Source organism: Corynebacterium lipophilum, assembly GCF_024102595.1.
Classification (GTDB): domain Bacteria; phylum Actinomycetota; class Actinomycetes; order Mycobacteriales; family Mycobacteriaceae; genus Corynebacterium; species Corynebacterium pseudogenitalium.
In genome coordinates this window covers 30,198-53,781 of sequence record NZ_JAEUWV010000001.1, presented here as the reverse complement: position 1 = coordinate 53,781, position 23,584 = coordinate 30,198, and the positions used below count along the sequence as shown (strand labels likewise).

The 23,584-nt window shown below is 60.2% G+C and carries 19 protein-coding genes; all 19 read right to left on the bottom strand.

What is annotated here, in order from left to right:
• Window positions 1-6: 6 nt before the first annotated feature.
• The 19 genes from ileS to mraZ all read right to left on the bottom strand — a co-directional run bounded on the left by ileS (window position 7) and on the right by mraZ (window position 23,493).
• A complete protein-coding gene (ileS, locus tag JMN37_RS00240; RefSeq protein ID WP_252930893.1) occupies window positions 7-3,195 on the bottom strand; it encodes an isoleucine--tRNA ligase in 3,189 nt (1,062 codons plus the stop codon).
• 344 nt (window positions 3,196-3,539) lie between these two features.
• Window positions 3,540-4,556: a DivIVA domain-containing protein gene (locus tag JMN37_RS00235; RefSeq protein WP_252930753.1), complete on the bottom strand. Its 1,017-nt coding sequence runs from the start codon at window positions 4,554-4,556 to the stop codon at window positions 3,540-3,542.
• Window positions 4,557-4,829: 273 nt separating this feature from the next.
• A complete protein-coding gene (locus JMN37_RS00230) occupies window positions 4,830-5,123 on the bottom strand; it encodes a YggT family protein (protein ID WP_252930752.1) in 294 nt (97 codons plus the stop codon).
• A 50-nt stretch (window positions 5,124-5,173) separates the two neighbouring features.
• The gene (locus JMN37_RS00225; protein WP_070362220.1) at window positions 5,174-5,662 is read right to left on the bottom strand and encodes a cell division protein SepF; all 489 of its coding nucleotides are present in this window, start codon (window positions 5,660-5,662) and stop codon (window positions 5,174-5,176) included.
• 71 nt (window positions 5,663-5,733) lie between these two features.
• The gene (locus tag JMN37_RS00220) at window positions 5,734-6,447 is read right to left on the bottom strand and encodes a YggS family pyridoxal phosphate-dependent enzyme (protein WP_070362219.1); all 714 of its coding nucleotides are present in this window, start codon (window positions 6,445-6,447) and stop codon (window positions 5,734-5,736) included.
• Window positions 6,448-7,188 carry a peptidoglycan editing factor PgeF gene (pgeF, locus tag JMN37_RS00215; RefSeq protein WP_252930751.1) on the bottom strand — a complete coding sequence of 247 codons (741 nt, stop codon included), beginning with the start codon at window positions 7,186-7,188 and terminating at the stop codon, window positions 6,448-6,450.
• A 9-nt stretch (window positions 7,189-7,197) separates the two neighbouring features.
• Window positions 7,198-8,415, bottom strand: a complete 1,218-nt coding sequence (ftsZ, locus tag JMN37_RS00210) for a cell division protein FtsZ (RefSeq protein ID WP_070362217.1) — start codon at window positions 8,413-8,415, stop codon at window positions 7,198-7,200.
• 154 nt (window positions 8,416-8,569) lie between these two features.
• Window positions 8,570-9,313 (bottom strand): cell division protein FtsQ/DivIB, encoded by a 744-nt coding sequence (locus tag JMN37_RS00205; protein ID WP_252930750.1) that lies wholly within the window; start codon window positions 9,311-9,313, stop codon window positions 8,570-8,572.
• A 1-nt stretch (window position 9,314) separates the two neighbouring features.
• A complete protein-coding gene (gene murC / locus JMN37_RS00200) occupies window positions 9,315-10,802 on the bottom strand; it encodes a UDP-N-acetylmuramate--L-alanine ligase (RefSeq protein WP_071572461.1) in 1,488 nt (495 codons plus the stop codon).
• 7 nt (window positions 10,803-10,809) lie between these two features.
• A complete protein-coding gene (gene murG, locus JMN37_RS00195) occupies window positions 10,810-11,889 on the bottom strand; it encodes an undecaprenyldiphospho-muramoylpentapeptide beta-N-acetylglucosaminyltransferase (RefSeq protein WP_070478785.1) in 1,080 nt (359 codons plus the stop codon).
• A gap of 33 nt (window positions 11,890-11,922) precedes the next feature.
• Complete coding sequence (locus tag JMN37_RS00190; RefSeq protein ID WP_252930749.1) at window positions 11,923-13,422, bottom strand: FtsW/RodA/SpoVE family cell cycle protein; 1,500 nt, start codon at window positions 13,420-13,422, stop codon at window positions 11,923-11,925.
• A gap of 43 nt (window positions 13,423-13,465) precedes the next feature.
• Window positions 13,466-14,881 carry a UDP-N-acetylmuramoyl-L-alanine--D-glutamate ligase gene (gene murD / locus JMN37_RS00185; protein WP_252930748.1) on the bottom strand — a complete coding sequence of 472 codons (1,416 nt, stop codon included), beginning with the start codon at window positions 14,879-14,881 and terminating at the stop codon, window positions 13,466-13,468.
• Window positions 14,878-15,987, bottom strand: coding sequence for a phospho-N-acetylmuramoyl-pentapeptide-transferase (mraY, locus tag JMN37_RS00180; RefSeq protein ID WP_070478780.1), 1,110 nt, complete (start codon window positions 15,985-15,987; stop codon window positions 14,878-14,880). Before mraY ends, murD begins: the two co-directional genes overlap by 4 nt.
• Before the next feature lie 9 nt (window positions 15,988-15,996).
• Window positions 15,997-17,535, bottom strand: a complete 1,539-nt coding sequence (locus JMN37_RS00175) for a UDP-N-acetylmuramoyl-tripeptide--D-alanyl-D-alanine ligase (protein WP_252930747.1) — start codon at window positions 17,533-17,535, stop codon at window positions 15,997-15,999.
• A gap of 9 nt (window positions 17,536-17,544) precedes the next feature.
• Complete coding sequence (locus JMN37_RS00170; RefSeq protein ID WP_070478971.1) at window positions 17,545-19,062, bottom strand: UDP-N-acetylmuramoyl-L-alanyl-D-glutamate--2,6-diaminopimelate ligase; 1,518 nt, start codon at window positions 19,060-19,062, stop codon at window positions 17,545-17,547.
• A 21-nt stretch (window positions 19,063-19,083) separates the two neighbouring features.
• Complete coding sequence (locus JMN37_RS00165; protein WP_370295848.1) at window positions 19,084-21,021, bottom strand: peptidoglycan D,D-transpeptidase FtsI family protein; 1,938 nt, start codon at window positions 21,019-21,021, stop codon at window positions 19,084-19,086.
• 114 nt (window positions 21,022-21,135) lie between these two features.
• Window positions 21,136-21,843, bottom strand: a complete 708-nt coding sequence (gene ftsL / locus JMN37_RS00160; RefSeq protein WP_070976545.1) for a cell division protein FtsL — start codon at window positions 21,841-21,843, stop codon at window positions 21,136-21,138.
• Between the two features lie 14 nt (window positions 21,844-21,857).
• A complete protein-coding gene (rsmH, locus tag JMN37_RS00155; protein WP_143110515.1) occupies window positions 21,858-22,856 on the bottom strand; it encodes a 16S rRNA (cytosine(1402)-N(4))-methyltransferase RsmH in 999 nt (332 codons plus the stop codon).
• A 202-nt stretch (window positions 22,857-23,058) separates the two neighbouring features.
• A complete protein-coding gene (mraZ, locus tag JMN37_RS00150) occupies window positions 23,059-23,493 on the bottom strand; it encodes a division/cell wall cluster transcriptional repressor MraZ (protein ID WP_070362207.1) in 435 nt (144 codons plus the stop codon).
• Between the last annotated feature and the right edge of the window lie 91 nt (window positions 23,494-23,584).

The following is a 23,584-nucleotide window of genomic DNA, read 5'->3' as shown; positions in this document are numbered from 1 at the left end:
CGCAAATTACTGCTTAGCAATCGCTGCGCTCACACCTTCGTGAATCGTGTGCGCCTCGCCGTTGAGCGTCTCGACGATCTCGAAGGACGTCGCGAGCGTCTCATGCGCGATGTGCTCAGCGTGGCGCTGCGCCCACTCGACCTTGTCGGAAGGTACGCACAGCTGTACCGAGATGCGGTCAGAGACTTCGTATCCTTCCTGCTTACGAGCATCCTGCAGACCACGAATCACGTCTGCTGCCCAGCCCTCGGCCTCGAGCTCCTCGGTCAGCTCCGTATCAAGCACGACCAGGCCAACGACGGCATCGGTAGCGTCAACCCGAGCGGTACTCGTCGGGTCCTCAGCCACCAGGCGCTCGGTGTAGAGCTCCGGGGTGAGCACGATGTCGCCGTCGACAACAACGTTTTCGCCTTCACGGACGTAGTTGCCAGCCTTGACGTTCTTGATAGCGCGCTGAACGTCACGACCCAGCGTTGGACCAGCAACCTTCGCGTTCACCACAACCTCGAAGGAACCAACGGAGTCGACGTCATCAGTCAGCACGACTTCTTTCACGTTGACCTCATCCTTGATCACGGACGCGAAGTCCTGCAGCTGGTCCGAGCCCGCCAGCGCCACCGTGAGCTTCGGCAGTGGCAAGCGGTTGCGCAGCTTCTTCGACTTACGCACCGACGAAGCAGCGGAGCACACCGCACGCGTTGCATCCATCGCGCTGACCAGTGCAGAGTCTGCCGGGATTGCATCCGCGGACGGGAAGTCCGCCAAGTGCACCGAGCGACCACCGGTCAGGCCACGCCAGATGACCTCACTGATGTACGGCAGCAGTGGCGCCGTCACACGGGTCAGGATCTCCAGGACCGTGTACAGCGTGTCAAACGCCTCAGGATGCTCCTCCTGACCCGCCCAGAAACGGTCGCGTGACCGGCGCACGTACCAGTTCGTCAGCGAGTCAGCGAAGCGACGGACCTCGTCACAGGCGTCCGCGATGCGAGTGTCGTCGAGCGCCTCCTTCACCGCAGCCACGAGGTCATGCGTCTTCGCCAAGATGTAGCGGTCCAGCACATCCTGCGAATCGACGCTGAACTTCGCCTCCTCGGAGGAGTACAACTGCAGGAAGGTGTACGCGTTCCAGATCGGCAGCAACGCGTGGCGCACGCCCTCGCGGATGCCCTGCTCCGTCACGATCAGGTTGCCGCCACGCAGAATTGGCGAAGACATGAGGAACCAGCGCATCGCGTCGGAACCATCGCGGTCGAAGACCTCGTTGACGTTCGGGTAGTTGCCCTTCGACTTCGACATCTTCAGACCGTCATTGCCCAGCACGATGCCGTGCGCAACGACCTTCTTGTACGCTGGGCGATCGAAGAGTGCCGTCGCTAAGACGTGCTGCACATAGAACCAACCACGCGACTGGCCCGAGTACTCCACGATGAAGTCCGCAGGCTGGCGAGCATCGTGCTCCTCAACATTTTCAAACGGGTAGTGGTACTGCGCAAACGGCATCGAGCCAGAATCAAACCAGCAGTCCAACACGTCCGGCACGCGACGCATCATCGACTTGCCAGTCGGATCGTCCGGGTTCGGGCGGACCAGCTCATCAATGTCTGGGCGGTGCAGCGACTTCGGGCGAACGCCGAAGTCCTTCTCCAGCTCTTCGAGCGACCCATAGACGTCCACACGCGGGTACTCCGGATTATCCGACACCCACGCCGGCACCGGTGAGCCCCAGTAGCGGGTACGCGAAATGTTCCAGTCACGCGCGCCTTCCAACCACTTACCGAACTGGCCGTCGCGAATGTGCGATGGGATCCAGTCGATCTCCTGGTTCAGCTCCACCATGCGGTCGCGGAACTCAGTGACCTTCACAAACCACGCCGGAAGCGCCATGTAGATCAGCGGCTCGCCTGAACGCCACGAGTGCGGGTAGGAGTGTTCAATCGTCTGGTCACGGACCACGCGCTGCTTCGCACGAAGGTCACGGATGATGTCACGGTTCGCGTCAAAAACCAGCTTGCCTGCGTACTCCGGCACCAGCGAGGTGAACTTACCATCAGCATCAACCGGGATGACTAGGTCGATCCCGTACTCCTGGCAGGTGTACATATCGTCTTCACCGAACGCAGGCGCCTGGTGAACAACGCCCGTGCCGTCCTCGGTGGTCACGTAGTCCGCGTTCAACACCATGAACGCCTTTTCCTGGTCACGGAAGTAGTCGAAGACCGGCTCGTACTCCAAGCCCTCGAGCTCGGAGCCCTTGAAGGTGGCGACAACCTCGCGCTCCTCGCCGAGCTCCTTCGCGTACGCGCCGATGAGCTCCGTCGCCAGCAGCAGCTTCTTGCCGACGACCACCTCTTCACCGTCCGCACCAACACGGACCAGCGAATACTCAATGTCCGGATGGACCGCAAGCGCCAAGTTCGACGGCAGCGTCCATGGCGTAGTGGTCCAGGCGATCGCAGCTGCGTCGTGCAGCTCAGGGTGCTGCTTCCAGGTCTCCGCAGCAGCAAATCCTTCACGCCCACCCGTAAACGGCATCGTTACAGTTACGGTCGGATCCTGCCGATTGCGGTAAGAATCATCCAGACGCGTCTCTTGGTTCGACAGCGGCGTATGCTCCGCCCACGAGTACGGCAGCACGCGGAAGCCCTGGTAAATCAGCCCCTTGTCATACAGGGTCTTAAACGCCCACATGACGGACTCCATGTACGGCAGTTCCATCGTCTTGTAGCCGTTATCGAAGTCCACCCAACGAGCCTGGCGAGTCACATACTCTTTCCACTCATCGGCGTAGTGCATCACGGACTTGGCACAGTACTCGTTGAACTGTGCCAGACCCATGTTTTCGATCTCAGCCTTATCCTTGATGCCGAGCTGCTTCTCAGCCTCGAGCTCCGCGGGAAGGCCGTGGCAGTCCCAACCAAACACGCGCGGAACGTAGTAACCAGCCATCGTGCGGTAGCGTGGCACGATGTCCTTGACGTAGCCCGTCAGCAGGTGGCCGTAGTGTGGCAAACCGTTGGCGAACGGAGGGCCGTCGTTAAACACATATTCTTCGCAGTCTTCGCGCTGCTTCAGCGATGCCTGGAACGTATCATCCTCGTTCCAGTACTTCAGTACCTGCTCCTCCATTTTTGGAAACGCGGCACTTCCCCCGGTCAGATCTACCTTTGGGTAGACACTTCCGACCTTGCTCATCTCCGTCTCTCCTTCACGCACAATGCTTACCTTGTCACAGGGACGCAGCGAACAACGCCACGCGGTACCACCCTGCTTGAAGTCCGCCGTGAGACGAACTTCCGCTTCATTTGCGGTGAAAGAAATAACGCTTCCTAATTACGTCCGGTTCTACTAAGCAATAGCGCACTGTAGCGCAACAGCTGTTCTTCCGGAAACGCTCCCCGATGATGGTCGGATCATCACGCGCTACCGCACCACCAGGTGGTGAAGCACGTAGCTTGTCTCATTCTAGCCCTTTGTCCCCCAGAAATGGCAACAACCACCACTCACCGCAGTGAATGGTGGCTGATGCTTGAAAGAAACTACTTATTGCCAGCGTCGCCGCTCGGAGCGGACGTGCCACGGGTCTCAAGCTCCTCCAGCTGGGACTCGAGCAGTGTGCGCAGGCGAGTGCGGTACTCGCGCTCGAAGGTGCGCAGCTCAGCGATGCGGTTCTCGAGGGCGGTCTGCTGCTGCTTCACCGTGTTCATGATCTCGGTGTGCTTACGCTCAGCCTCGGTGCGCAGCTTCGTTGCCTGCTCCTCAGCCTGGCGAATCTGCGCCTCAGCGCGCGAGTTAGCTTCGTTGGTGGTTTCCTCAGCCTTCTTCTCGGCGTCTGCAACGAGCTGCTGTGCACGAGCCTCAGCCGACTGCTTCGTCTCAGCAGCCTTACGCTCAGCCGCCTGGATCTGCTCGCGGGAATGCGTCTCTGCCTCAGACAGCTGCTTCTTCGAGCGTGCCTCGGCATCTGCCAGCTGACGCTCTGCGGAACCACGGGCCTCGTCGAGCATCGAGCGGGCCTCTGCCTGCGCGTCGTTGGTGAGGCGGTCTGCCATCTCCTGCGCGAGCCCAAGCACCTTCGCCGCCTGCATGTGCGTATCGGCGGATGCTGCATTCTGGTCGAAAGCCGCAGCCTGCTGCGGTGCGGCGGCAGCCTTTGGCGCCTGCTTAGCCTGCTTTGCAGCCTGCTCCGCGTCCTGGCGAGCCTTTGCCGCTTCCTGCTTCGCAGCCTGAGCATCCTTCTCAGCCGCTACCTTTGCCTCCTGCGCAGCACGGAGCTTCTGCTCGTACTCAGCACGAACCTTCTTCTCAACTCGCTTTTCAATCTCAGCTTCGTCGACATCGCTGGACGCGGCCGCAGGAGCAACCGGGGCAGCAGACCCACCAGCACCGAGCTCTTCGACACGGGCCCGAAGGTCATCGTTCTCATCTTGCAGTTGCGCAAGCGTGTCTTCCACGAGGTCCAGGAACTGGTCAACCTCGTCCTCGTTGTAGCCCCGCTTACCAATTGGTGGTTTGCTGAAAGCGACATTGTGCACGTCTGCTGGTGTCAGCGGCATTGGCGTTCCCTTCGATGTCGATATTGTGTCCGCAATGTCGCGAACACAGATTGCCTCCCACGCTACGGGAAGCGAACCCTAAAATCTAATAGTTCGTCATTCTTTTATCGATCCATAGTAACGCATAGGTTCACACGCACCAGGCATCACCGCCAGTTATACCCCTTTTCTGCCCCCGATGCCCAATAATTGATGTCGATCCGGGCATAAATTACGGGAAAATTAAGCAAAAAAGGCACCTACCAATGTAGGTGCCTCAATCCAAGCTCACTATTACAACATGGTGACCCGTACCAGCATCTGGAGCAGCATAATCGCCACGAACAGTACGATCACACTGACGTCTATCCCAACGCCGCCACTCATACGCATGGGCGGAATGAGTTTGCGGAAGAACTTCACAGGCGGGTCCGTGACCACGAACATGCCTTCCGCAACGACCATAAACCAACTTGGTGGATCAAACTGCTTCGAGAAGGATTGCACCATCTCGACAATGATGCGGACGACCACAATCAGGGAGTACAACCCAAGCGCAGCGTAAAGAATTGCTCCTAATAAAGACACGGGTCACACACTACCTGTTCTTCTTGATGTTTCGCAGAGCTGGACGTCGATTAGCGAAGACGCGCTGTGTGCTGCAGCTCAACTTCGGTCAAACGGGCGTTTTCCGGAACGATCGCGAAGACTCGTCGGCGGGTCTCAACGCCCCTGCTCAGGTTGTACATGTTGCCACGAAGTGCGAAGCACAGACCAGCGGCAAAGTCGACGATGCGCTTTGCATCGTGGGGGTCGAGATCCGTCAGCTCCATAATCACGGCATCGCCATCACGGAACGGCTCGCCGATATCCTTCGCATCGTTGTAATTGCGCGGAGCAGTGGACACGACCTGGGGAGTGTAGGACTTCGGTGCGCGATCCGCGTAGTCACGGGTAGCTGAGGAGCGGTAGCGGTCCTCGCTGCCGTACTCAGATGTGCGCGAAGGTCTCGTCGATTCCTCGCGAGTGTTCTCGCGCTCGTCGTACTGCACTTCATCGAAGTAGGGGTCATCTTCGTTGAACGGGCCAAGACCGAAAAATTCTTTCGCGCTGCCGATAATAGACATCTGGGTGCTCCTCGTTTGTTGCCTGTGCTGACGGGGCAGAAATTACCTCTATGTAATTCCGGATTAGGTTTTTAGACTACGGGCCTCGGCCCCATCACCGCCGTTCCGACACGCACGACATCCGAGCCATGCGCGATGGCTTCTTCAAAGTCCGCGGACATCCCCGCCGAGAAACGCAGGGGCCGCCCAAGCTTGGCCGCGTAGGTGTCTCGCAGCTCGCGGACCTGGTCGAATACCTCGCTGGCGTTTGCATCTAGCGGTGGCACAACCATAAACCCGTCGAACTGGAGGTGCTCAGCCCCCTCGAGCGCTTCAACCAACTCGGCGATCTTCTCCACCGCGACACCGCCACGGCTTTCGTCGCCGTCTGCAGAAACCTGAACAAGGCACGGCAGGATTTCGGACGTCCGATCACCCCGCTCAAGGGCGAGCGCCATGCCACGCTCGAGTCCCTTCGCCAACTTCAAGGAATCCACCGAGTGAACCTCACTCGCCCATCGCGCCACTGCGTTCGCCTTCTTCGACTGGATCTGCCCGATCATCGCGATACCACAGTCGACCCCGTGCTCGCGCAGAGTCGCGACCTTGGCGCTCGCTTCCTGCTCGCGGTTCTCCCCCACCAGGCGAATACCTTCCGCGGCAAGTACCTCAATCGACGAGCACGGGTGAAACTTCGTCACTGGTAGCAGTTCCACGCTTCCCGGCTCGCGACCCGCGGCACGCTCCGCGGAGCGGATACGCTCCTGCACCTTGGCAAGGTTGCTTGCAATATCAGTTGTGCTCATTTATTTCACTCCAGTTAGCCAAATAACGCCTGCTTGGCGCCCAGTTGTGGATTCTCTCCGGTACGAGAAGAAGTCCTCGTCCGCGATGGTATCGCGCGGATCTACGTCAATTCGCTGCACACCGAGCTCCGTGAGCTGGCGCCGGATACCGGCACGGATGTCAAGCCCAGTGGTCCCTGCATGCGTAGTGGTCCAGGAGCCTGGCAGCTTGCGCTCAACATCCGCTGCCATATCAGCGGGCACTTCGTATGACGCTCCCGCAGCTGCAGGGCCGAGCAGCGCCTGCATCTGTGAAGGCTGAGCACCCAGGTCACGCATTGTTTCAACGGTCTTCTTCACGATGCCGTTTCGCGCCCCAAGACGCCCAGCGTGCACCGCGGCAATCACTCCAGCGACGGGGTCTGCCAACAGCACCGGCGTACAGTCAGCGACCAGCACGCACAGGGCGAGGTTCGGGGTCGTGGTTACGATGGCATCAGAAGCCTCGACAGGTTCAGACTGCGGCCCGTCCACCACCGTCACGTTCGGCGTGTGGAGCTGCTCCATCCACACGAAGCGCCCCGCATCAACCCCGAGCAGCGATGCAAGCCGCGCGCGGTTCGCGCGTACGGCCTGCGGGTCATCCCCGACGTGCAGCGCAAGATTGAAAGAGTCATATGGGGACGACGACGCCCCGCCCGCACGGCTTGTAAACACCATGCGGACGGGGCGTTGTTCTACGTCGAGAAGAGAGTCAGTCATGCTCCCAGACTAACGCAAGAAATCAGGGACATCGACGTCAAAATCATCGCCGCCGCGCTCCTCGCGTCCACGACGCTCATAGGAGGATTCGGACTCCCCGCCGGTGAAGAGGCCCGAGCGGTGCGGCTCGTAGCGGTGACGCGCCTGGTAGGAGTCGTCGCGTTCCGTCTCCGGAGCTCGATCCTCAAACAGTGAACCACGCGATGGAGACGGCGCCGCGCCTTCTTCCGCCGATGCGGCTGCAGCATCGACCGGCTGCTGGGCATCCGGGCGAGCGTTGGCCTTCTCGTCGAAGCCAGTTGCGATAATCGTGACGCGCACCTCGTCACCGAGGTTGTCGTCGATGATCGTGCCGAAGATGATGTTCGCGTCGTCGTCTGCCTTCTCTTCGACGATGGACGCTGCGGCACTCGTCTCGTTCAGGCCGAGATCGGAACCACCAGCAACGGAAATGAGCACGCCCTTCGCGCCCTCCATCGTGGTTTCCAGCAGTGGCGAGTTGATCGCCTGCTCCATCGCATTCATCACGCGGTTTTCACCGCGGGAGGAGCCGACACCCATCAGGGCGGAACCGGCGTCGGCCATCACCGAGCGCACGTCTGCGAAGTCGACGTTAATCATGCCCGGAATGGTGATCAGGTTCGTAATACCCTGAACACCGTTGTAGAGCACCTCATCCGCAGCGCGGAATGCATCCATCATGGACAGGTCCGAATCACCCAGCTGCAACAGTCGGTCGTTCGGAATGACAATGACGGTGTCGCACACTTCCTTCAGGTTCGCGATGCCCTCGAGCGCCTGACGGGTGCGCCGCTTACCCTCGAACGTGAACGGACGGGTGACAACGCCAATGGTCAGCGCACCCATCTTCTTCGCGATACCCGCGACAACTGGTGCAGCGCCAGTACCCGTACCGCCGCCCTCGCCAGCGGTCACGAAGACCATGTCCGAGCCCTTCAGCGACTCTTCGATTTCCTGCTTGTGGTCCTCAGCAGAGGTCCGGCCAACCTCAGGGTTTGCACCGGCGCCAAGTCCGCGAGTCGCCTCACGCCCGATGTCGAGCTTGGTGTCTGCATCCGTAAAGAGCAGTGCCTGCGAGTCCGTGTTGATCGCAACGAACTCCACACCTTTCAGGCCCTCTTCGATCATGCGGTTGACAGCGTTAACGCCACCGCCACCGACACCGACGACGCGGATCATGGCGAGGTAGTTTGCGGGAGAGGTCATGGGTAGTGTCTCGCCTTTCAAAACTTCTTAGAACTTCAACAATTGCGGTAACGCATCCCATCATGGGCGAAAACACGAAAAAATTTATTGTTTCCCTCGGCGTGTCTCGACCCTAAACCTTTACTTTAGGGTTTTGACCTGGGGTTTTACACCGCTACCGCGCGGTAATCAGCTCCGGATTAGAAATATTGAACTCGGCGCCCTCGCGTTGCAAAACGGTTTCAAAGGCCAGTGACTTATTCGCATTGTCTTCTGAGGCGCCCCACACCACGCGGCGGTTGTCGTGTAACCGCAGCACGAATGAGTAGCGGCCATTCGCCTCCAAAGCGGCAACTTGCGCACGCGCACCACTGCTTATCGACGCCGCGATCGCCACAGCTTCCCGCATCTGCTCCTTGTTCTCGACGTCGACCCCCACGAGCTCCATCGCCCCAACCGGCGGTTCAGCGATCAGAAAATCCTTGCCCTCAGTATCGATCAGATGCGCCCCGTCCGGCTGCTGCAAGTACGCCACTGCGACACGCTCTTTGAGGTCAACTCTCACAGTGCTTGGCCAGTCGCGGTGCACCGTAACAACGTCCACCCACGGGTCCTGCACGATGTTCTCAGCAGCACGGCGCACCTTGACCAGCCCCATAGGCGTGCCCAGCTCAATATCGGACTGGGCTTGCACCGCCTCGGGCGTGAGCACGTCGTTGCCATCAACAACCACACCCTTCACCGGCATCAACGGTGTAAACGGCAACGCAATTCCGCACACAGCGAGACCAGCGATGACAGCTCCCGCGATAGCGAAGCGACGCTTGCGCTTGCTCTTGCTACGCGTTTGAGCGTCCTCATCACCAAACTCGTCGAGGTGGTCCGACTCGAAGGCTTCATGCTCTGTCTGCCCTGTCACGCTAAACCTCCGCCTGCCGAAGTTGCGCGAGGATCTCATCGGCGAGCATTGTCACCGACCCAGCGCCCATCGTTAGGATGACGTCCCCAGGACGAACCATTGATGCCAGTGTCACCGGTACTGCGAGGAAATTGGGCTCAAGCACTACCGGCACCGAGCTATCCATCTTGTCAGTAATGAGCCTGCTGGTCACATCTTCAACGGGCGCTTCGCGTGCGCCGAAGATGTCCAGCACCATGACGACATCCGCGAGCGAGAGGGCGTCAGCAAACTCTTGGGCAAAGTTCTGTGTGCGCGAGTACAGGTGCGGTTGGAAGCACACAACGACGCGCGCACCCTTGCCCTCAGACTCGACTTTCTCCCGCGCCGCCGTCAACACAGCGGTGACCTCGGTTGGGTGGTGCGCGTAGTCGTCGTAGACACGGGTACCTGCGAACGGCCCGTCCTCTACGAGGCCCTTAAACTCGAAGCGGCGCCGGACACCGGAGAACCCGCTCAGCCCCGCTGCGATCCGTTCAGGTTCCGCACCCGCCAGCGTCGAGGACAACAGCGCGGCCAAGGAGTTGAGCACCATGTGGCGGCCAGGGATCGACAGGCGATAGGAGTACTCAGCAGATGTGCCACCGGTGTTGAGTCGAGCACGCACGTCGACGTAGGAGCCGTCGATACGCTCTTCTACAACTACTGCACCTGCGGGAATATCTGGGTGCGCTGCAGCCGCTGCTTCAGTGCCGTAGCCGACGACGTTGATGCCGCGCTGCAATGCGCGCTCACCACAGCTTGCAGCGTGCTCGTCATCCATACAAACGACGAGGAAACCGCCGGGCTGCACGCGATCAGCGAAGTCGTCGAACACCTTGAAGTATGCCTCGTGCGTGCCGAAGTAGTCCAGGTGGTCAGGCTCAATGTTGGTGATAACGGCGATATTTGGCTTGTAGCGAAGCAACGAAGCATCGGACTCGTCCGCCTCCGCCACGAAAATATCGCCCGCACCGTGGTGGGCATTGGTGCCGGCTTTGTTGAGCTGGCCACCAATCGCAAAGGAAGGGTCCTCCCCCGCAGCCTGCAACGCCACCACGGTCATGGACGTCGTGGACGTCTTGCCGTGCGTGCCTGCTAGCAGGAGCTGCGTGTAACCGTCCATCAACTCGCCGAGCAGATCTGAGCGGCGAATCACAGGAATTCCCTCCTCCTTCGCACGCACCAACTCCGGATTATCTTTCGGAATCGCAGCAAAGCTGGTGACCACGACGGTCGGAAGTTGCCCCGTCAGCTCGAGGTTCGCGGCGTCGTGTCCGACTGCGACCTGTGCACCTTGCGAGCGCAACGCACGCACTGGACGGGAGTCTTTCACATCGGACCCGGTCACTACTGCCCCGCGGTCAAGCAGGATGTGGGCGACACCGCTCATGCCAGCGCCACCGATACCAACCAGATGTACGCGGGAAAGATCCACAGAACCAGGCGCGGTGGTGTGTTCGGAAGACATGACGGTGTTACTCCTTTGTGATAGTCGCAATGATCCGTGCAGCGAGATCTTCTGCCACACTACCCGCGCCAGAGTGCTCGAGCGCTTCTCGCATGCGCTGCATTTGCTCTGGCCGACCCAAAATCTCGTTGACGCTGCGGGCAAGCGCGTCTGGGGTGAGCTCGGCGTCATCGATACGCATTGCCGCCCCGGTAGCTACCAGGTGCGCCGAGTTAAGCCCCTGTTCGCCGTTGCCGTGCGGCAGTGGGATGTAAACGGCTGGCAGGCCAGCGGCTGAGTTTTCCGCCACGGTCATGGCGCCGGAGCGACACACAACCATGTCCGCCACGGCATACGCAGCTTCCATGTCGTCGATGTACGGCACCGCCGTGTAGCCTTCGTGTGGCTTCGGGGCGTCGTTCTTTCTGCCGTAGGCGTGCAGCACCTGGTACCCGCGCGCCGTGATGTCCTCGATGGCCCCGGCAACAGCCCGGTTGATGCTCACCGCGCCCTGGGACCCACCGGTAATCAGAACCACCGGCTTGTCCGGATCAAGGTCCCACATCTTGTACCCACGCAGCGCTTTCGCTCCATCCGTATCGACGCCCACTCCCGGACGCACCGGGATCCCCACGACATCACCCGGCATCCCCGAGTTCGCCACGGCGTTAATCCCGACACCACCTAGCTTGACGCCAAGCTTATTGGCCATGCCCGCCAACGCGTTCGTTTCCAAGACGAAAAATGGTAGACGCAACGATGCCGCGGCAAGGTACGCAGACGCCGACACATAGCCACCCGTACCAAAGACTGCCTCAGCCTTCGAATCCTTCATCACCTTCCGTGTTTGGTGCACGGAACGCGCAAGTTTGAACGGCACGCCAAGAAGCTTCCATGGCTTCTTGCGCGGGATCGGCACAGGGTCAATGAGTTGAAGGTCAAAGCCGCGCGCGGGGACGATAGTGGTTTCCAGTCCACGCTCAGTTCCGAGCGCAATCACATTTGCGCCGTACTGTTCACGAAGCACCTCGCCTACCGCGAGTGCCGGTTCAATATGGCCCGCGGTGCCTCCCCCTGCGAGCACCACTGTGTGCTGGGTCTTGTCCATGATGGATCCCGTCCTTTCCTTTTCGACGGCCACCTAACGGTACCGGCGTCGCTCTGATTGGTTCGGTCGTGGTCTCCGTTGCGTTACCTCGACATTCCTCGTGGGCCGGGGCGAGTGCCGCTGAGCACGGTCGTCTGGGGCAACTCGGTGAACAACAGGCACTCCGTACCGTTGCTCTCGGCGTGACTGCTCATGTGTGCGAGTTCGCCCCGCGCGAGTCGCGCGCAGCTGCGCCGTCGCCTTCGGCTCCGGGACGAACAGCATTCTGTCGAAGCGTGGGCGCCCATAGTTCTGCATGGCCGAGACTGCGTCGGGCTCGTGGCGGGCAATGGAGGCCAGCATGCCCATCGACCACAAGGTAATCACTGCCGAGGTACCACCGGCGGACAACATCGGCAGCTGAATACCCGTCACCGGCACAAGGCCGACGACGTACCCGATGTTAATGAACGCCTGCGAAACTACGCCTGCTGTTAACGAGGCAGCGGCGAGTCCCTGGAACGATGTCTGTGCGCGTTGCGCAGTGCGCAAACCGAAGTAGCCAAGGGCAGCAAACAGGGCGATCACCATAATGCCGCCCCACATACCAAGCTCTTCACCAATGACGGCGAAGATGAAGTCGTTTCGTGCCTCTGGGAGGTAGAACCACTTCGCGCGGGACTGTCCGAGGCCGACGCCGAAGAGGGAGCCGTCGGCAAGAGAAAGGAATCCTTGGTGCGTCTGGAAGGCAGCACCGCGGGTATCGCTGAAGTTTCCGAACAGCGCCTCGAAGTAGACGTGGAAGCGTTGCGAGCGGAAGCCGCCGAGCAGGAACAACACAACCGCTGCAGCACCGATGAGCCCGCAGAGGATGCCAATAGCCTTGAGCGGGAAGCCTGCGAACCACAGCACAAAGATCACGATGGCGGCAAACGACATCGTCATGCCGGCGTCACCTTGCTTCGCAATCAGGAGGATGCACACGCCCGCGCCAAGCAAGAACTGTGCGGTCGGCGACTGCCACGCAGGCGCCGATGCTGGCGGCTGCTTCTTCGACAGCACCGCAGCACCCCAAATTGCAATAGCCACACGGGCGAACTCAGAAGGCTGCATCGTCAACGAGCCGAACATCAGCCACGATTGTGAACCGACTTCCTCACGCCCGGTACCGATAAGCAGCACCAATACCAGCAGGAACACTGCGAAGAGGAATAGTGGCGTGGCCAGCTTCCGGATGCGCTCGGGCGGGACCAACAGCGAAACCCAAAACAAGACAAGGCCCGCCAGCACCATCAGGGATTGCCGAAGCGCAGTCGACCACACACTGCTCGAAGCAGCGAACGATGACGCCATCGACGAGCTCATCACCATCACGACGCCCAACGCAGCCAGCACCAGCACCACGGTCCGAATCACGGTGTAGTCAATGAGGGGACGCTGCTCAAGCGCCGCAATGAACGACGTATGTGCCCGGCCCAGTGCGCTTTGAGGCACGTCGCGGGTGCCAGTCTTTGGCGCACGCGCCGGCGGTTGCTGTCGACGATTTCGCTTCATGGCACCTCATTACCCTTCGCTTCGAACACTGCTGTGTCTCAAGTTACTGTAGTGAAAAGTGTCGCCTGGCGGCCGCACGAAACGCGTCGCCGCGCGCAGACATACCCGGATACATGTCCAGGCTCGCGGCAGCCGGTGCCAGCACAACGCTATCGCCAGGCTGCGCATGCTCTCCAGCAAAGCGAGCCACGGCATCCATTGCCACCTCGGGGTCAGTCGAGTCAGTCGCAAAGATAGGCAGGTCAGGTGCCAGCCGCTTGACGGCGTCGTAAATTTCCATGCGGTCGACCCCAAGCAGCGCTACGGCACGCATGTGCCCCACATGTTTTTCGACGACCTCATCAATCGCAGCGCCCTTCAGCTGACCACCTGCAACCCACACGACGGTGCCCGCCCCGGTCAACGCCGAATCAGCCGCGTGCGGGTTCGTCGCCTTCGAGTTGTCGATCCACCGAACGCCGTTCGCCTCGTGGACCACGGCTCCGCGATGCCCCGCAACGTGGAAGCCTGCGAGTGCTTCACGAATCTCAGAGGGTGTCACACCACACAGCAACGCCACGGCAGCGGCGGCGCCTGCGTCCAGCACGCCTGCAGCACCCGCGGGTTCAATGCCATTCGTATCTGCCAGTTCAAGGACCGAGCCGTCGCGGCGCGCAACGAGCTTGCCGTCGATAACACCGACCTGGCCCTCTTCGGGCTGGCCGAGCGTAAAACCGAAGAATTGCTTGCGGTCATTCTGTGCCACGATCGCTTGCACGTGCTCGTCATCGATGCCGACCACGGCGTTGGGAGCTTTGAGCACCTTCGCCTTCGCAGCCGCGTACGCCTCGAATGAGCCGTGCCAGTCAATGTGGTCGTCCGCAAGGTTGAGTAGAACTGCCGCGTTGGGAACGAGCTGGCTCGACCAATGCAACTGGAAACTGGACAGCTCGGCCACGAGCACATCGACACGCTGGGGATCCGCCACTGCGTCAGCCACGGCGGTACCGATGTTGCCGCACGCCAACGCACGCTTACCAGTGCGGGACGATGCCTCCTGCATCATGGCTGCGAGCATGCCAGTGGTGGTGGTTTTACCGTTCGTGCCTGTCACAACGAGCCACTCGCGCGGTGGCCCGAACACGCCCGCGCGATCCAACCGGTAGCACAGCTCGACATCACCGATGACATCGAGTTGGGCCGAGGCGGCGTCGACAAGCAGCGGCGTGTCGGGCCTCCACCCTGGAGACGTCACTACTACCCCGACCTCACCGAAGTACTCGTGTGCCAGCTGCGTATCGACGGCCCGCACTCCCCACGTGCGCTCAGCGAACTCGCGGTTTTCCTCGCTGTCGTCCGCGACGATGCATGTAACGCCGACTTGCTGGAGCATGCCGAGCACCCCTCGGCCCGAAACGCCCGCACCGGCCAGCAGCACGCCGCGGGAAATCTCTGCGGGTATCACACTCGTATCGATCATGACAGCGTCACTCCGTTCTGTGTGAGCCATTCACCGTAGAAAATTGCGGTGCCGAGCGCGACCGCCATCGCAGCGATGAGCCAGAAACGCACAACCACGGTTGTCTCCGCCCAGCCTCCTTGCTCAAAGTGGTGGTGGAACGGCGCCATCCGGAACACGCGCTTGCCGGTGGACTTAAACGATGCCACCTGGATGACCACCGAGGCTGCCTCGAGCACGAAGAGTGCGCCGATGATGATCATCAGAAGCTCGGTCTTGGAAGCCACTGACAGGCCCGCTACGAGGCCACCGAGCGCCAGCGAACCCGTATCACCCATGAAAATCTTAGCCGGGGACGCGTTCCACCACAGGAATCCAACGCAGGCACCGAAGCCTGCAGCCGCAAGCACCGCCAAGTCAAGCGGGTCGCGGACGTTGTAGCAGCCCGCTGCCAGCGCTGCCTCGCAAGAGTTCCGGAACTGCCAGAACGTGATCATGGTGTACGCGGCCATCACCAGAGCAGTCGTACCAGCGGCCAGCCCGTCGAGCCCGTCGGTGAGGTTCACCGCGTTCGACCAAGCAGCCAGCAGAATGTAGATAAAGATCAGGAACAGAATTGCGCCAAGGATTCCACCGCCGACCGCGATGTCAATCGTTTCGATATCGCGCACAAAACTCAGCAGGGTCGAGCCTGGCGTCAAGCCGTTCTCGTCAGGAAATCGCGTGATCAGCAGGCCGAAAACAATCGCAATTGCAAACTGGGACACAAGCTTCGCGGTCTTGTTCAAACCGAGATTGCGCTTCATGAAGAGTTTAATGCCGTCGTCGGCAAGCCCGACCAGGCCAAGCGCCAATGTCAAGCCCAACACGATGACGCCGCTTGCGGTAAACGCCGCGTGGTTAGTGGCCAGCGCGACAATCGAGCTAGCCAAGTAGCCCAGCGTGATCGCAAGCAAAATAGCGATGCCACCCATCGTTGGGGTGCCGCGCTTCCGCGCGTGCGACTGCGGCCCGTCCTCCCGAATTTCCTGGCCGATCTCGCGGCGGTGGAAATACCGAATCAACAAAGGTGTGACAAAGATGGAAACGAGGAAGCTAATAACTCCTGCGACAATTACTTGAATCATGTGAGACTGCTACCTTGCTTCATTCTCATTGGTTGACTTACTTTGACTGTCAAGCGTACGGGTGCGCATGAGTTGTTCAGCCACCACCCACAACTTTTGGGCGTTCGACGCTTTGACCAGCACCACTGCTGGCGGGGGTGTGGCAGTGGCAATCGTAGCTTCAACTGCATTGCATGCCTCGGCACTATCGGCAACAGACTGTGTGGCGATGCCCCGCTGCTGTGCCGCTTGCGCCAGCGATTCCATCGCGTCACTTTGCCCCACTGCTACAAGGTCCGTGATGTTGTGCTTTACCAGTTCTGCGGCCAGCTCGGCGTGGGCTGACGCGGACTCCTCGCCGAGCTCGCCCATCTCGCCGAGCACCGCAATCGATCGCGCCCCCGGGTGTGCGGCAGCCGTCGACGCAAGCGCTGCGATACCGGCACGCATTGATTCAGGGTTTGCGTTGTACGCGTCGTTAATGACAGTCACGCCATCCTCGCGGGTGCGCACATCCATGCGGTTCACGGATACGGTCCGTGCCTGGCTCAGCGCTGCCGCGATCGCTTCAGGCTGCATGCCTGCGCCGAAACCAACTGCCGCCGCAGCTAGCGCATTGCCGACCTGGTGGGCGCCGTGCACGCCCAGCCGAACTCTGTGCTGTTGCCCGTCTGGCGTGTGCAACACAAACGATGCTCGGGCAACCTCGTCCAATGAGATGTCTGTGGCAAAAAAGTCTGCTTCGGGCGAGCCCTCAGCCGAAAACATCCACACCTTCGCAGTTGTGCGGGGGCGCATACCTGCAACAAATGGGTCATCGGCGTTCAAGATGGCGATTCCACCGTGATCCGCATCAGGGAGTGATTCGACTAACTCGCCCTTCGCCTGAGCAATCGCCTCGCGCGAGCCAAACTCCCCAAGGTGTGCGGAGCCAACGTTGAGCACCACACCGATTGATGGCGGGGCAATCTTTGCAAGATGCGCGATGTGCCCAATGCCCCTCGCGGACATCTCCGCCACCAAAAACGCCGTCTCCTGTGTGCAGCGCAGCACCGTGTACGGGTGACCAATCTCGTTATTAAAGGAACCCGGAGGAGCCACGGTCTCGCCTTTGTGGCGAAGCACCGCAGCGATCAGGTCTTTCGTCGAGGTCTTCCCCGCCGAACCGGTCACGCCGACAATTGTGAGTCCGTGTTCGCGAACTAGGCGGCGAGCCACGTGCGCTGCGAGCTTCGAAAGGCCCGCGACAACACCGAGTGCACTGCCCGTTGGGTCGCTCGCAGCCAAGTCAGAGTTGTCATCTGGCCGAACCTCGGCGCACGGAACGATCACCGCAGGAGCACCCACGTCGCGCGTGGTGAGCGCGGCTACCGCACCCTGCTCCAATGCCGTGCCGACGAAGTCGTGTCCATCAACCCTCGCGCCTTTCAGCGCAAGGAAAAGGTCGCCCTCAGACACCTTCCGCGAATCAAACTCGACGCCACCCGATACTTTCGCCTCGGGGTCCGCCTCCTTCGACAGCGTTCCCCCGACGATCTCGGCGATCTCACCCAACGAACATGCAATCATTATCTACTGTTACCTCGCGAAAGTTTCTAGGGCGCGACGCATCTCTTCCCGATCATCGAAGTGGTGCGTCGTAGTGCCAACAATCTGGCCGACTTCATGCCCCTTGCCAACGACAATGACCGCATCTCCCGGCTGTGCCCACTGCACCAGAGCGTCAATCGCCGCAGCGCGGTCGCCGATTTCACGCACCTCCGGGTGGTGGGGAGCATCCGCGAGTTCCAATGCACCACGCAGCACCTCCGCGCGGATCGATGCTGGGTCCTCTGTACGCGGGTTATCATCAGTCACCACTACGAAGTCAGCACGCTGCGCAGATTCGCGGCCCATGATGACGCGTTTCGACGCATCCCTGTCCCCGCCGGCGCCAACAGCAATGCCGACGCGTCCAGCCACTTGCTTTCGGAGCGTATCCAGCACGGCTGCGATGGCCGCAGGCTTATGCGCGTAGTCCACGACTGCAACAAACGGTTGCCCGCAGTCGATGCGTTCCATACGTCCAGGGACCTGCGCTTTTGATAGGCCCTTCATGAATGCATCTACATCAACGTCGGCGGTGTACGCCATAGCGGTTGCCAAGGCAGCGTTAGCCACGTTGAACGCGCCCGGCATTTGCAGCGTCAACGTGTGGGTCGAAGTGGGCGTCGATAAGGAAATCTCTTGCGCGCCAGTCTTGTCTGCGGACAGCTGCTTCGCGCTCACGTCGACCCCAGCCTGGCCGTGGGTGCCAACGCGAACCGGGTGCTGTGCCCGGTCAGCCATGCGCTCGCCCCACTCGTCATCGACGCAAACTACCGCGCGTTTCGCGGCACTGCGCGACGTCGGGTCAAAGAAGAGCGCCTTCGCCTCAAAGTACTCCTCCATTGTTTTATGGAAGTCCAGGTGATCCTGGCTCAGGTTTGTAAACCCAGCGACATCGAAAGACGTGCCACTCACCCTGCCAAGCATGAGCGCGTGTGAAGAAACCTCCATCACTACGTGCGTCACTCCAGCCTGCAGCATGCGGCGGAACAGAGCCTGCAGCGTCGGGGCTTCCGGGGTAGTCAGGGACGTTGGAACGTACTCGCCGAGAATCTTCGTGCCGGTGGTGCCAATCAGACCAACCTTCGCTCCTGCTGCCTCAAGCCCCTTCTCCAGCATGTACGTCACGGTAGTCTTGCCAGACGTGCCGGTAACCCCGAGCAGCGTCATGTGCTCGGATGGGTGACCATACACCTCGGCTGACACATCCCCGAGAACCTCGCGAACGTCTTCGACGACCAGCACCGGCCGCGTTTCCCCTTGGCCCTCGAGGATCTTCGCGCCTGCATTGTCAGTAAAGATGGCGCCCGCTGGGCACTGCTTTGCAAACGTTGCTCCATGCACACGGGTGCCGGGCAAAGCTGCGAACAGTCCGCCTGGGGCAATCTTCGACGAATCGAGTGCAATCTCTTCAATGTGCAGCGGCTGATCTGGGGCGTTGTGGAGCGTCCCACCAGACAGCGCTGCGAGCGCCTCCAGGGTAGGCGCGTTCGGTGTTGTCTGCGTCATGTCATTCATTGTGAAACTTCCCTACTGGGCTTGCAAAACGTACTGGTCCGCTTCTGGGCTAGGCGGCAAGTTCTCCCTATTGATCAGCCAGCTGGCGATTTCAGTAAACACCGGACCTGCCGACTGGCCACCGGCTCCGCCTTCTCGTGTACCTCGCTGCGGCTCATCAAGCATGACCGCCACGACAAATCGCGGATCGTTCGCAGGCGCGATGCCAGCAAACGTAATCCAGAACTGGTTTTGCGAGTAGGCGCCAGTCTCAGGATTCACCTTTTGCGCGGTACCCGTCTTGCCCGAAAGCTGATAGCCAGGAAGTTGGCTGTTCTGGGCGGTACCGTTGTTGATCCCTGCCGGGTCGTTTTGGAACGTGGAACGGAACATGTCCACGACCGTGCGTGCCGTCGCCTCCGACACCACACGATGCCGCTCAGGCTCGGGCTGTTCCAGCGGTGTGCCCTCTGCACTTTCAATGCTGCGGATAATGCGAGGCGTAATCCGCTCGCCACCGTTGGCAAGCGTTTGGTAGACGCTGGCCATCTGAAGCGCTGTCCAGCTCATTCCCTGCCCAATTGGTAGGTTCGCAAACGTTCCTCCGGACCACTGCTCTAGCACTGGCAACAGACCGGCGGACTCGTTGGGCAGCTCAATGCCGGTTGTGTTTCCGATTCCGAAGCGCTGCAGGTAATCCCAATAGCGCTCCTCGCCCAGCTTCTGCGCAATCTGCAAGGTGCCCACATTCGAGGACTTCCCGAAGATGCCCGCTGTGGTGTACGGCATCACGCCATGCTCCCACGCGTCGCGCACAGTAATACCAGCCATGTCGATAGAGCCCGGCACTTGGTGTACTTCTTCCGGAGTAGTCACCTTCTCCTCAATTGCCGCAGTCGCTGCGATAATCTTCGCCACGGAACCCGGCTCAAACGGGTGCGAGATCGCGTTATTGCTGAAGTCCTTCCCTTCGCGCAGCTGCCGTTCGATGTCCCCGTTCGGGTCAATAGTAGAGGTATTCGCCATTGCTAGCACTTCACCACTGCGGGCATCGAGCACTACTGCCTCGGCGTCCTTTGCCAACGAGTTCCGTTTCGCGTTCTCCAGAGTCTGCTGCACAAACGACTGCAGGTCCAGGTCGATCGTCAAGGTGATCTTCGCGCCATCCACCGCGGGTACAACATCGCGCAGCGTACCGGGGATGGACTGCCCGTCGTTCGACACGTCCTCTGTCTTGCGCCCGTTGATCCCGGTGAGCACCGCATCACTCGATGCTTCAAGCCCAAACTGTCCCTGCCCGTCCATCGACACCTTGCCGAGGATGTTTTCAGCAATCGCCCCGTTCGGGTACTGCCGGATGTCCTGGTGGTCCGAGGCCACGCCGTGGAACTCAGCAGCAATGTTCGACGCCACGTCAGGGTCCACGTTCCGGACAAGTACCTCGTAGTTCGAATCCGCGTGCAGCTTCTCGAGGATGTCGCGTGCGTCAACCTTGCCCACACTGCGCATATCGTCATTGTCTCGTCGCCTATCGACGTCCTCTTCGCCCATTGCCTCGCCAATCATGACGGGAATCTCGTTGGCCATCGTGCGCAGAATATCCTCGACTCTCGCGTCAACCATGGCTCGCGTCGCGTCATCGTCGAGATTCGGAATGTTTTCATTGAGCATGACCTGCTCACGCAATTCCTTACGAAGCGTCACCGGCGACACAGTCAACGACCGCGCCTGCATCGTGTACGCCAGGTGGTTACCTTCGCGGTCCACGATCTCACCGCGCCGCGCGGGGTCAGTGTAAATCCTGGCGCGCTGCGACTGCGCCTGCTCGCGCAGCTGTGGGCCCCACACCACCTGCACAAGAAACAGCCTGCCGACCAAAAATACGCTGACTACAAGAAACAGAATTACTGCCCATTGGGACCGCTGGTGCAACACACTTCGCCGTGTCTTAGGCGCTTGAGGTGCTTGCAGGGCACGTGGCCGAGCAGTTCGTTTTCTCCGGTCCGGGTGCGATTCGACCACTGCCCTATATTCACCTCACTCAATTGCATTCAACGGGTAAGAAACGATTCGTGCCCTTAGAGCTTAGAGCGTAGGTGGGACATTCGGTGCATACGGCGCCACGTTGTCCAAACGAGAAGTGCTGCCAAGCACGTTATTGCCGGGAAGCTGCGTCAAAGAATCACCGATTTCGCGAGTTGCTTGCTGGTCACTCGACGCGCGCCCAGATCGTGCGTGAGACTCATTCACGTCCACCACACCGACAGTTGCGTTCGGGTCGAACGGACGCTGCTCATGCACACTGCCATCTTCATGCACCGCAACGATCCCTGGAGCCGATGGAACCAACAGGCCTGCGTCACCTGCACGTTGTGCAATCTCTGCGGATGATTTGCGGTCCTCAAGGTCGCGGGTCAGCGATTCGACACGGTTGGTCAGCTCTCGCTCCTGCGCCTGAAGGCGCTGAATGGTAAACGTTTGCGTCGTCGACAAAGCGCTGAGCCCCATCGCAGCAACAACCCCGAATACCAGCAGTACCACCGTCACTGTGAACGTCAGCGACAACTGTTTCTTAGCGACAGCCGGCTGCGCAATCCTCCTGCCACGGTAGGACACAATCTGCTTCGACCCCAACCGCCCGTGAGTACGCGGGTGTGGGACGTGTGGCCGAATTCCCGGGTTGAGCAGCCGAGTGTTCGCGCTACGCTGCTGGCCGGAGCGCCGCGTCTGCGGGCGCGCCTGATCACCGCGCGTCAGCGTCATGTTCGATCCGCTGTACTCTCGTGCTGCCATGATTGATCAGTTCCTTAGTTGCCTTGTGCTAGTTTCTCGACACCACGTACCCGTACGGACGCCGCTCTAGGGTTATGTTCAATTTCAGTTTTCGACGCCTTCTCCGACCCATTTGTGATAGATCGAAACAGCGGCTGCGTACCGGGTAAGTCCATCGGGAGCCCCGGTGGGGTTTTCGACTCCGTGAGTTCCCGAAACGCCGCCTTGACGATTTTGTCTTCCAGCGATTGATAGCTCATGAAGACCGCACGGCCACCAACTCCTAGGAGGTCAGTAATGACGGGAAGGACCTGCTCGACCGCTTCGAGCTCGCGGTTCACTTCGACTCGCAGCGCCTGGAACGTTCGCTTTGCCGGGTGCCCGCCCGACCTACGTGTGGCTGCCGGAATCGTGTCGTACAGCAGCTCCACCAGACGCGCACTCGTTGTGAATGGCTCCTGTTCACGCTGCTGAACAATCGCCCGAGCAATCTTTCCCGCAAAACGCTCGTCTCCGTACGTCTTCAGAATGCGTGCCAAGTCACCGTGCGAGTAGGTATTCAGCACGTCGGCAGCAGTGAGCGATTGCGTCGTATCCATCCGCATATCTAGCGGGGCATCGACCTTGTACGCGAAACCGCGTTCTTCCTGATCGAGCTGCATCGAAGAAACGCCAAGGTCAAACAGCGCCCCGGCAACTCCATTTTCGCGGACGATGCCGAAAGGCACCCGCTCGTCAGAAGCCGCAACTTCGCCAATTGCGTCAAAACGGGCTTGCACCGGAACAAAACGGTCGCCGAATGGAGCCAGTCGCTGCGTTGCCGCAGCTAACGCGTTTGGGTCTCGGTCGATTCCAATAACGTACGCGTTTGGAAATGTAGAAAGAAAGTACTCAGTGTGACCGCCTGCCCCGAGGGTGCCGTCGACAATCACTGCGCGATCGCCGAATTGCTCAACTGCTGGTGCGAGCAATTCCGCCATCCGGTTACGCATCACGGGAACGTGGCCACGGTTTGCCACCGGATCAAAGTCCATCGCGGCTTCTACCATTGTCGGGCACACTCCCTTCACTGCGTTGTTCTGAAAATTACCTACACCCATGTTTGGGGAGCGTATAGAGCCCTACCCCGGGCGGCTGCTCTGATGTCGGGGAAGTACACCAGAACGCTTCACGCCCGGGATAGAGTCCGTACACGCTCTCCGTCAGTAGTCGATGTCCGCTGCCAGGTAGTCAGCCTTACAGCAGACCGGAGAGTATGTCGTCGTCATCCGCCGCCGAGAAGGCAGCTTCAGTCTCTTCTTGATATTGAGCCCAGGATTGTGCATCCCAGATCTCGAGAAAATCTACAGAACCGATAACCACGCACTCCTTTGAAAGGTTTGCGTATTCCCGGTGCGACGCCGACAACGTGATACGACCAGAACCGTCAAGCGTTTGCTCATCCGCACTGGCAGCCAGATTACGAATGAACGCACGAGCCTTCGGGTTCGTGCGGGATGCTGCAGCAGCCTTTTTGGCTCGCGCTGCGAACTCCGCACGGGGGTAGACCGCCAAAGAGTGATCTTGCCCCTTGGTCACCATCAGCCCGTCCGCGAGGTCCTCTCGGAACTTCGCAGGCAGCGTCAAGCGTCCTTTGTCATCAAGCTTGGGAGTGTAGGTTCCCAGAAACATCGGGCGACCCACCTTCCTCTACGCCGTCAGACACGTGATGTATGTAGTTTTCTCTGCTTCGTGCGACAAAGGTGTGTAGTCAGCACACCAC

Excerpts from the sequence above, each read along its gene's own strand:
- ileS (WP_252930893.1), bottom strand. The coding sequence starts at position 3,195 with ATGAGCAAGGTCGGAAGTGTCTACCCAAAGGTAGATCTGACCGGGGGA.
- JMN37_RS00235 (WP_252930753.1), bottom strand. The coding sequence starts at position 4,556 with ATGCCGCTGACACCAGCAGACGTGCACAATGTCGCTTTCAGCAAACCA.
- JMN37_RS00225 (WP_070362220.1), bottom strand. The coding sequence starts at position 5,662 with ATGTCTATTATCGGCAGCGCGAAAGAATTTTTCGGTCTTGGCCCGTTC.
- JMN37_RS00220 (WP_070362219.1), bottom strand. The coding sequence starts at position 6,447 with ATGAGCACAACTGATATTGCAAGCAACCTTGCCAAGGTGCAGGAGCGT.
- pgeF (WP_252930751.1), bottom strand. The coding sequence starts at position 7,188 with ATGACTGACTCTCTTCTCGACGTAGAACAACGCCCCGTCCGCATGGTG.
- ftsZ (WP_070362217.1), bottom strand. The coding sequence starts at position 8,415 with ATGACCTCTCCCGCAAACTACCTCGCCATGATCCGCGTCGTCGGTGTC.
- murC (WP_071572461.1), bottom strand. The coding sequence starts at position 10,802 with ATGTCTTCCGAACACACCACCGCGCCTGGTTCTGTGGATCTTTCCCGC.
- murG (WP_070478785.1), bottom strand. The coding sequence starts at position 11,889 with ATGGACAAGACCCAGCACACAGTGGTGCTCGCAGGGGGAGGCACCGCG.
- JMN37_RS00190 (WP_252930749.1), bottom strand. The coding sequence starts at position 13,422 with ATGAAGCGAAATCGTCGACAGCAACCGCCGGCGCGTGCGCCAAAGACT.
- murD (WP_252930748.1), bottom strand. The coding sequence starts at position 14,881 with ATGATCGATACGAGTGTGATACCCGCAGAGATTTCCCGCGGCGTGCTG.
- mraY (WP_070478780.1), bottom strand. The coding sequence starts at position 15,987 with ATGATTCAAGTAATTGTCGCAGGAGTTATTAGCTTCCTCGTTTCCATC.
- JMN37_RS00175 (WP_252930747.1), bottom strand. The coding sequence starts at position 17,535 with ATGATTGCATGTTCGTTGGGTGAGATCGCCGAGATCGTCGGGGGAACG.
- JMN37_RS00170 (WP_070478971.1), bottom strand. The coding sequence starts at position 19,062 with ATGACGCAGACAACACCGAACGCGCCTACCCTGGAGGCGCTCGCAGCG.
- ftsL (WP_070976545.1), bottom strand. The coding sequence starts at position 21,843 with ATGGCAGCACGAGAGTACAGCGGATCGAACATGACGCTGACGCGCGGT.
- rsmH (WP_143110515.1), bottom strand. The coding sequence starts at position 22,856 with ATGGACTTTGATCCGGTGGCAAACCGTGGCCACGTTCCCGTGATGCGT.
- mraZ (WP_070362207.1), bottom strand. The coding sequence starts at position 23,493 with ATGTTTCTGGGAACCTACACTCCCAAGCTTGATGACAAAGGACGCTTG.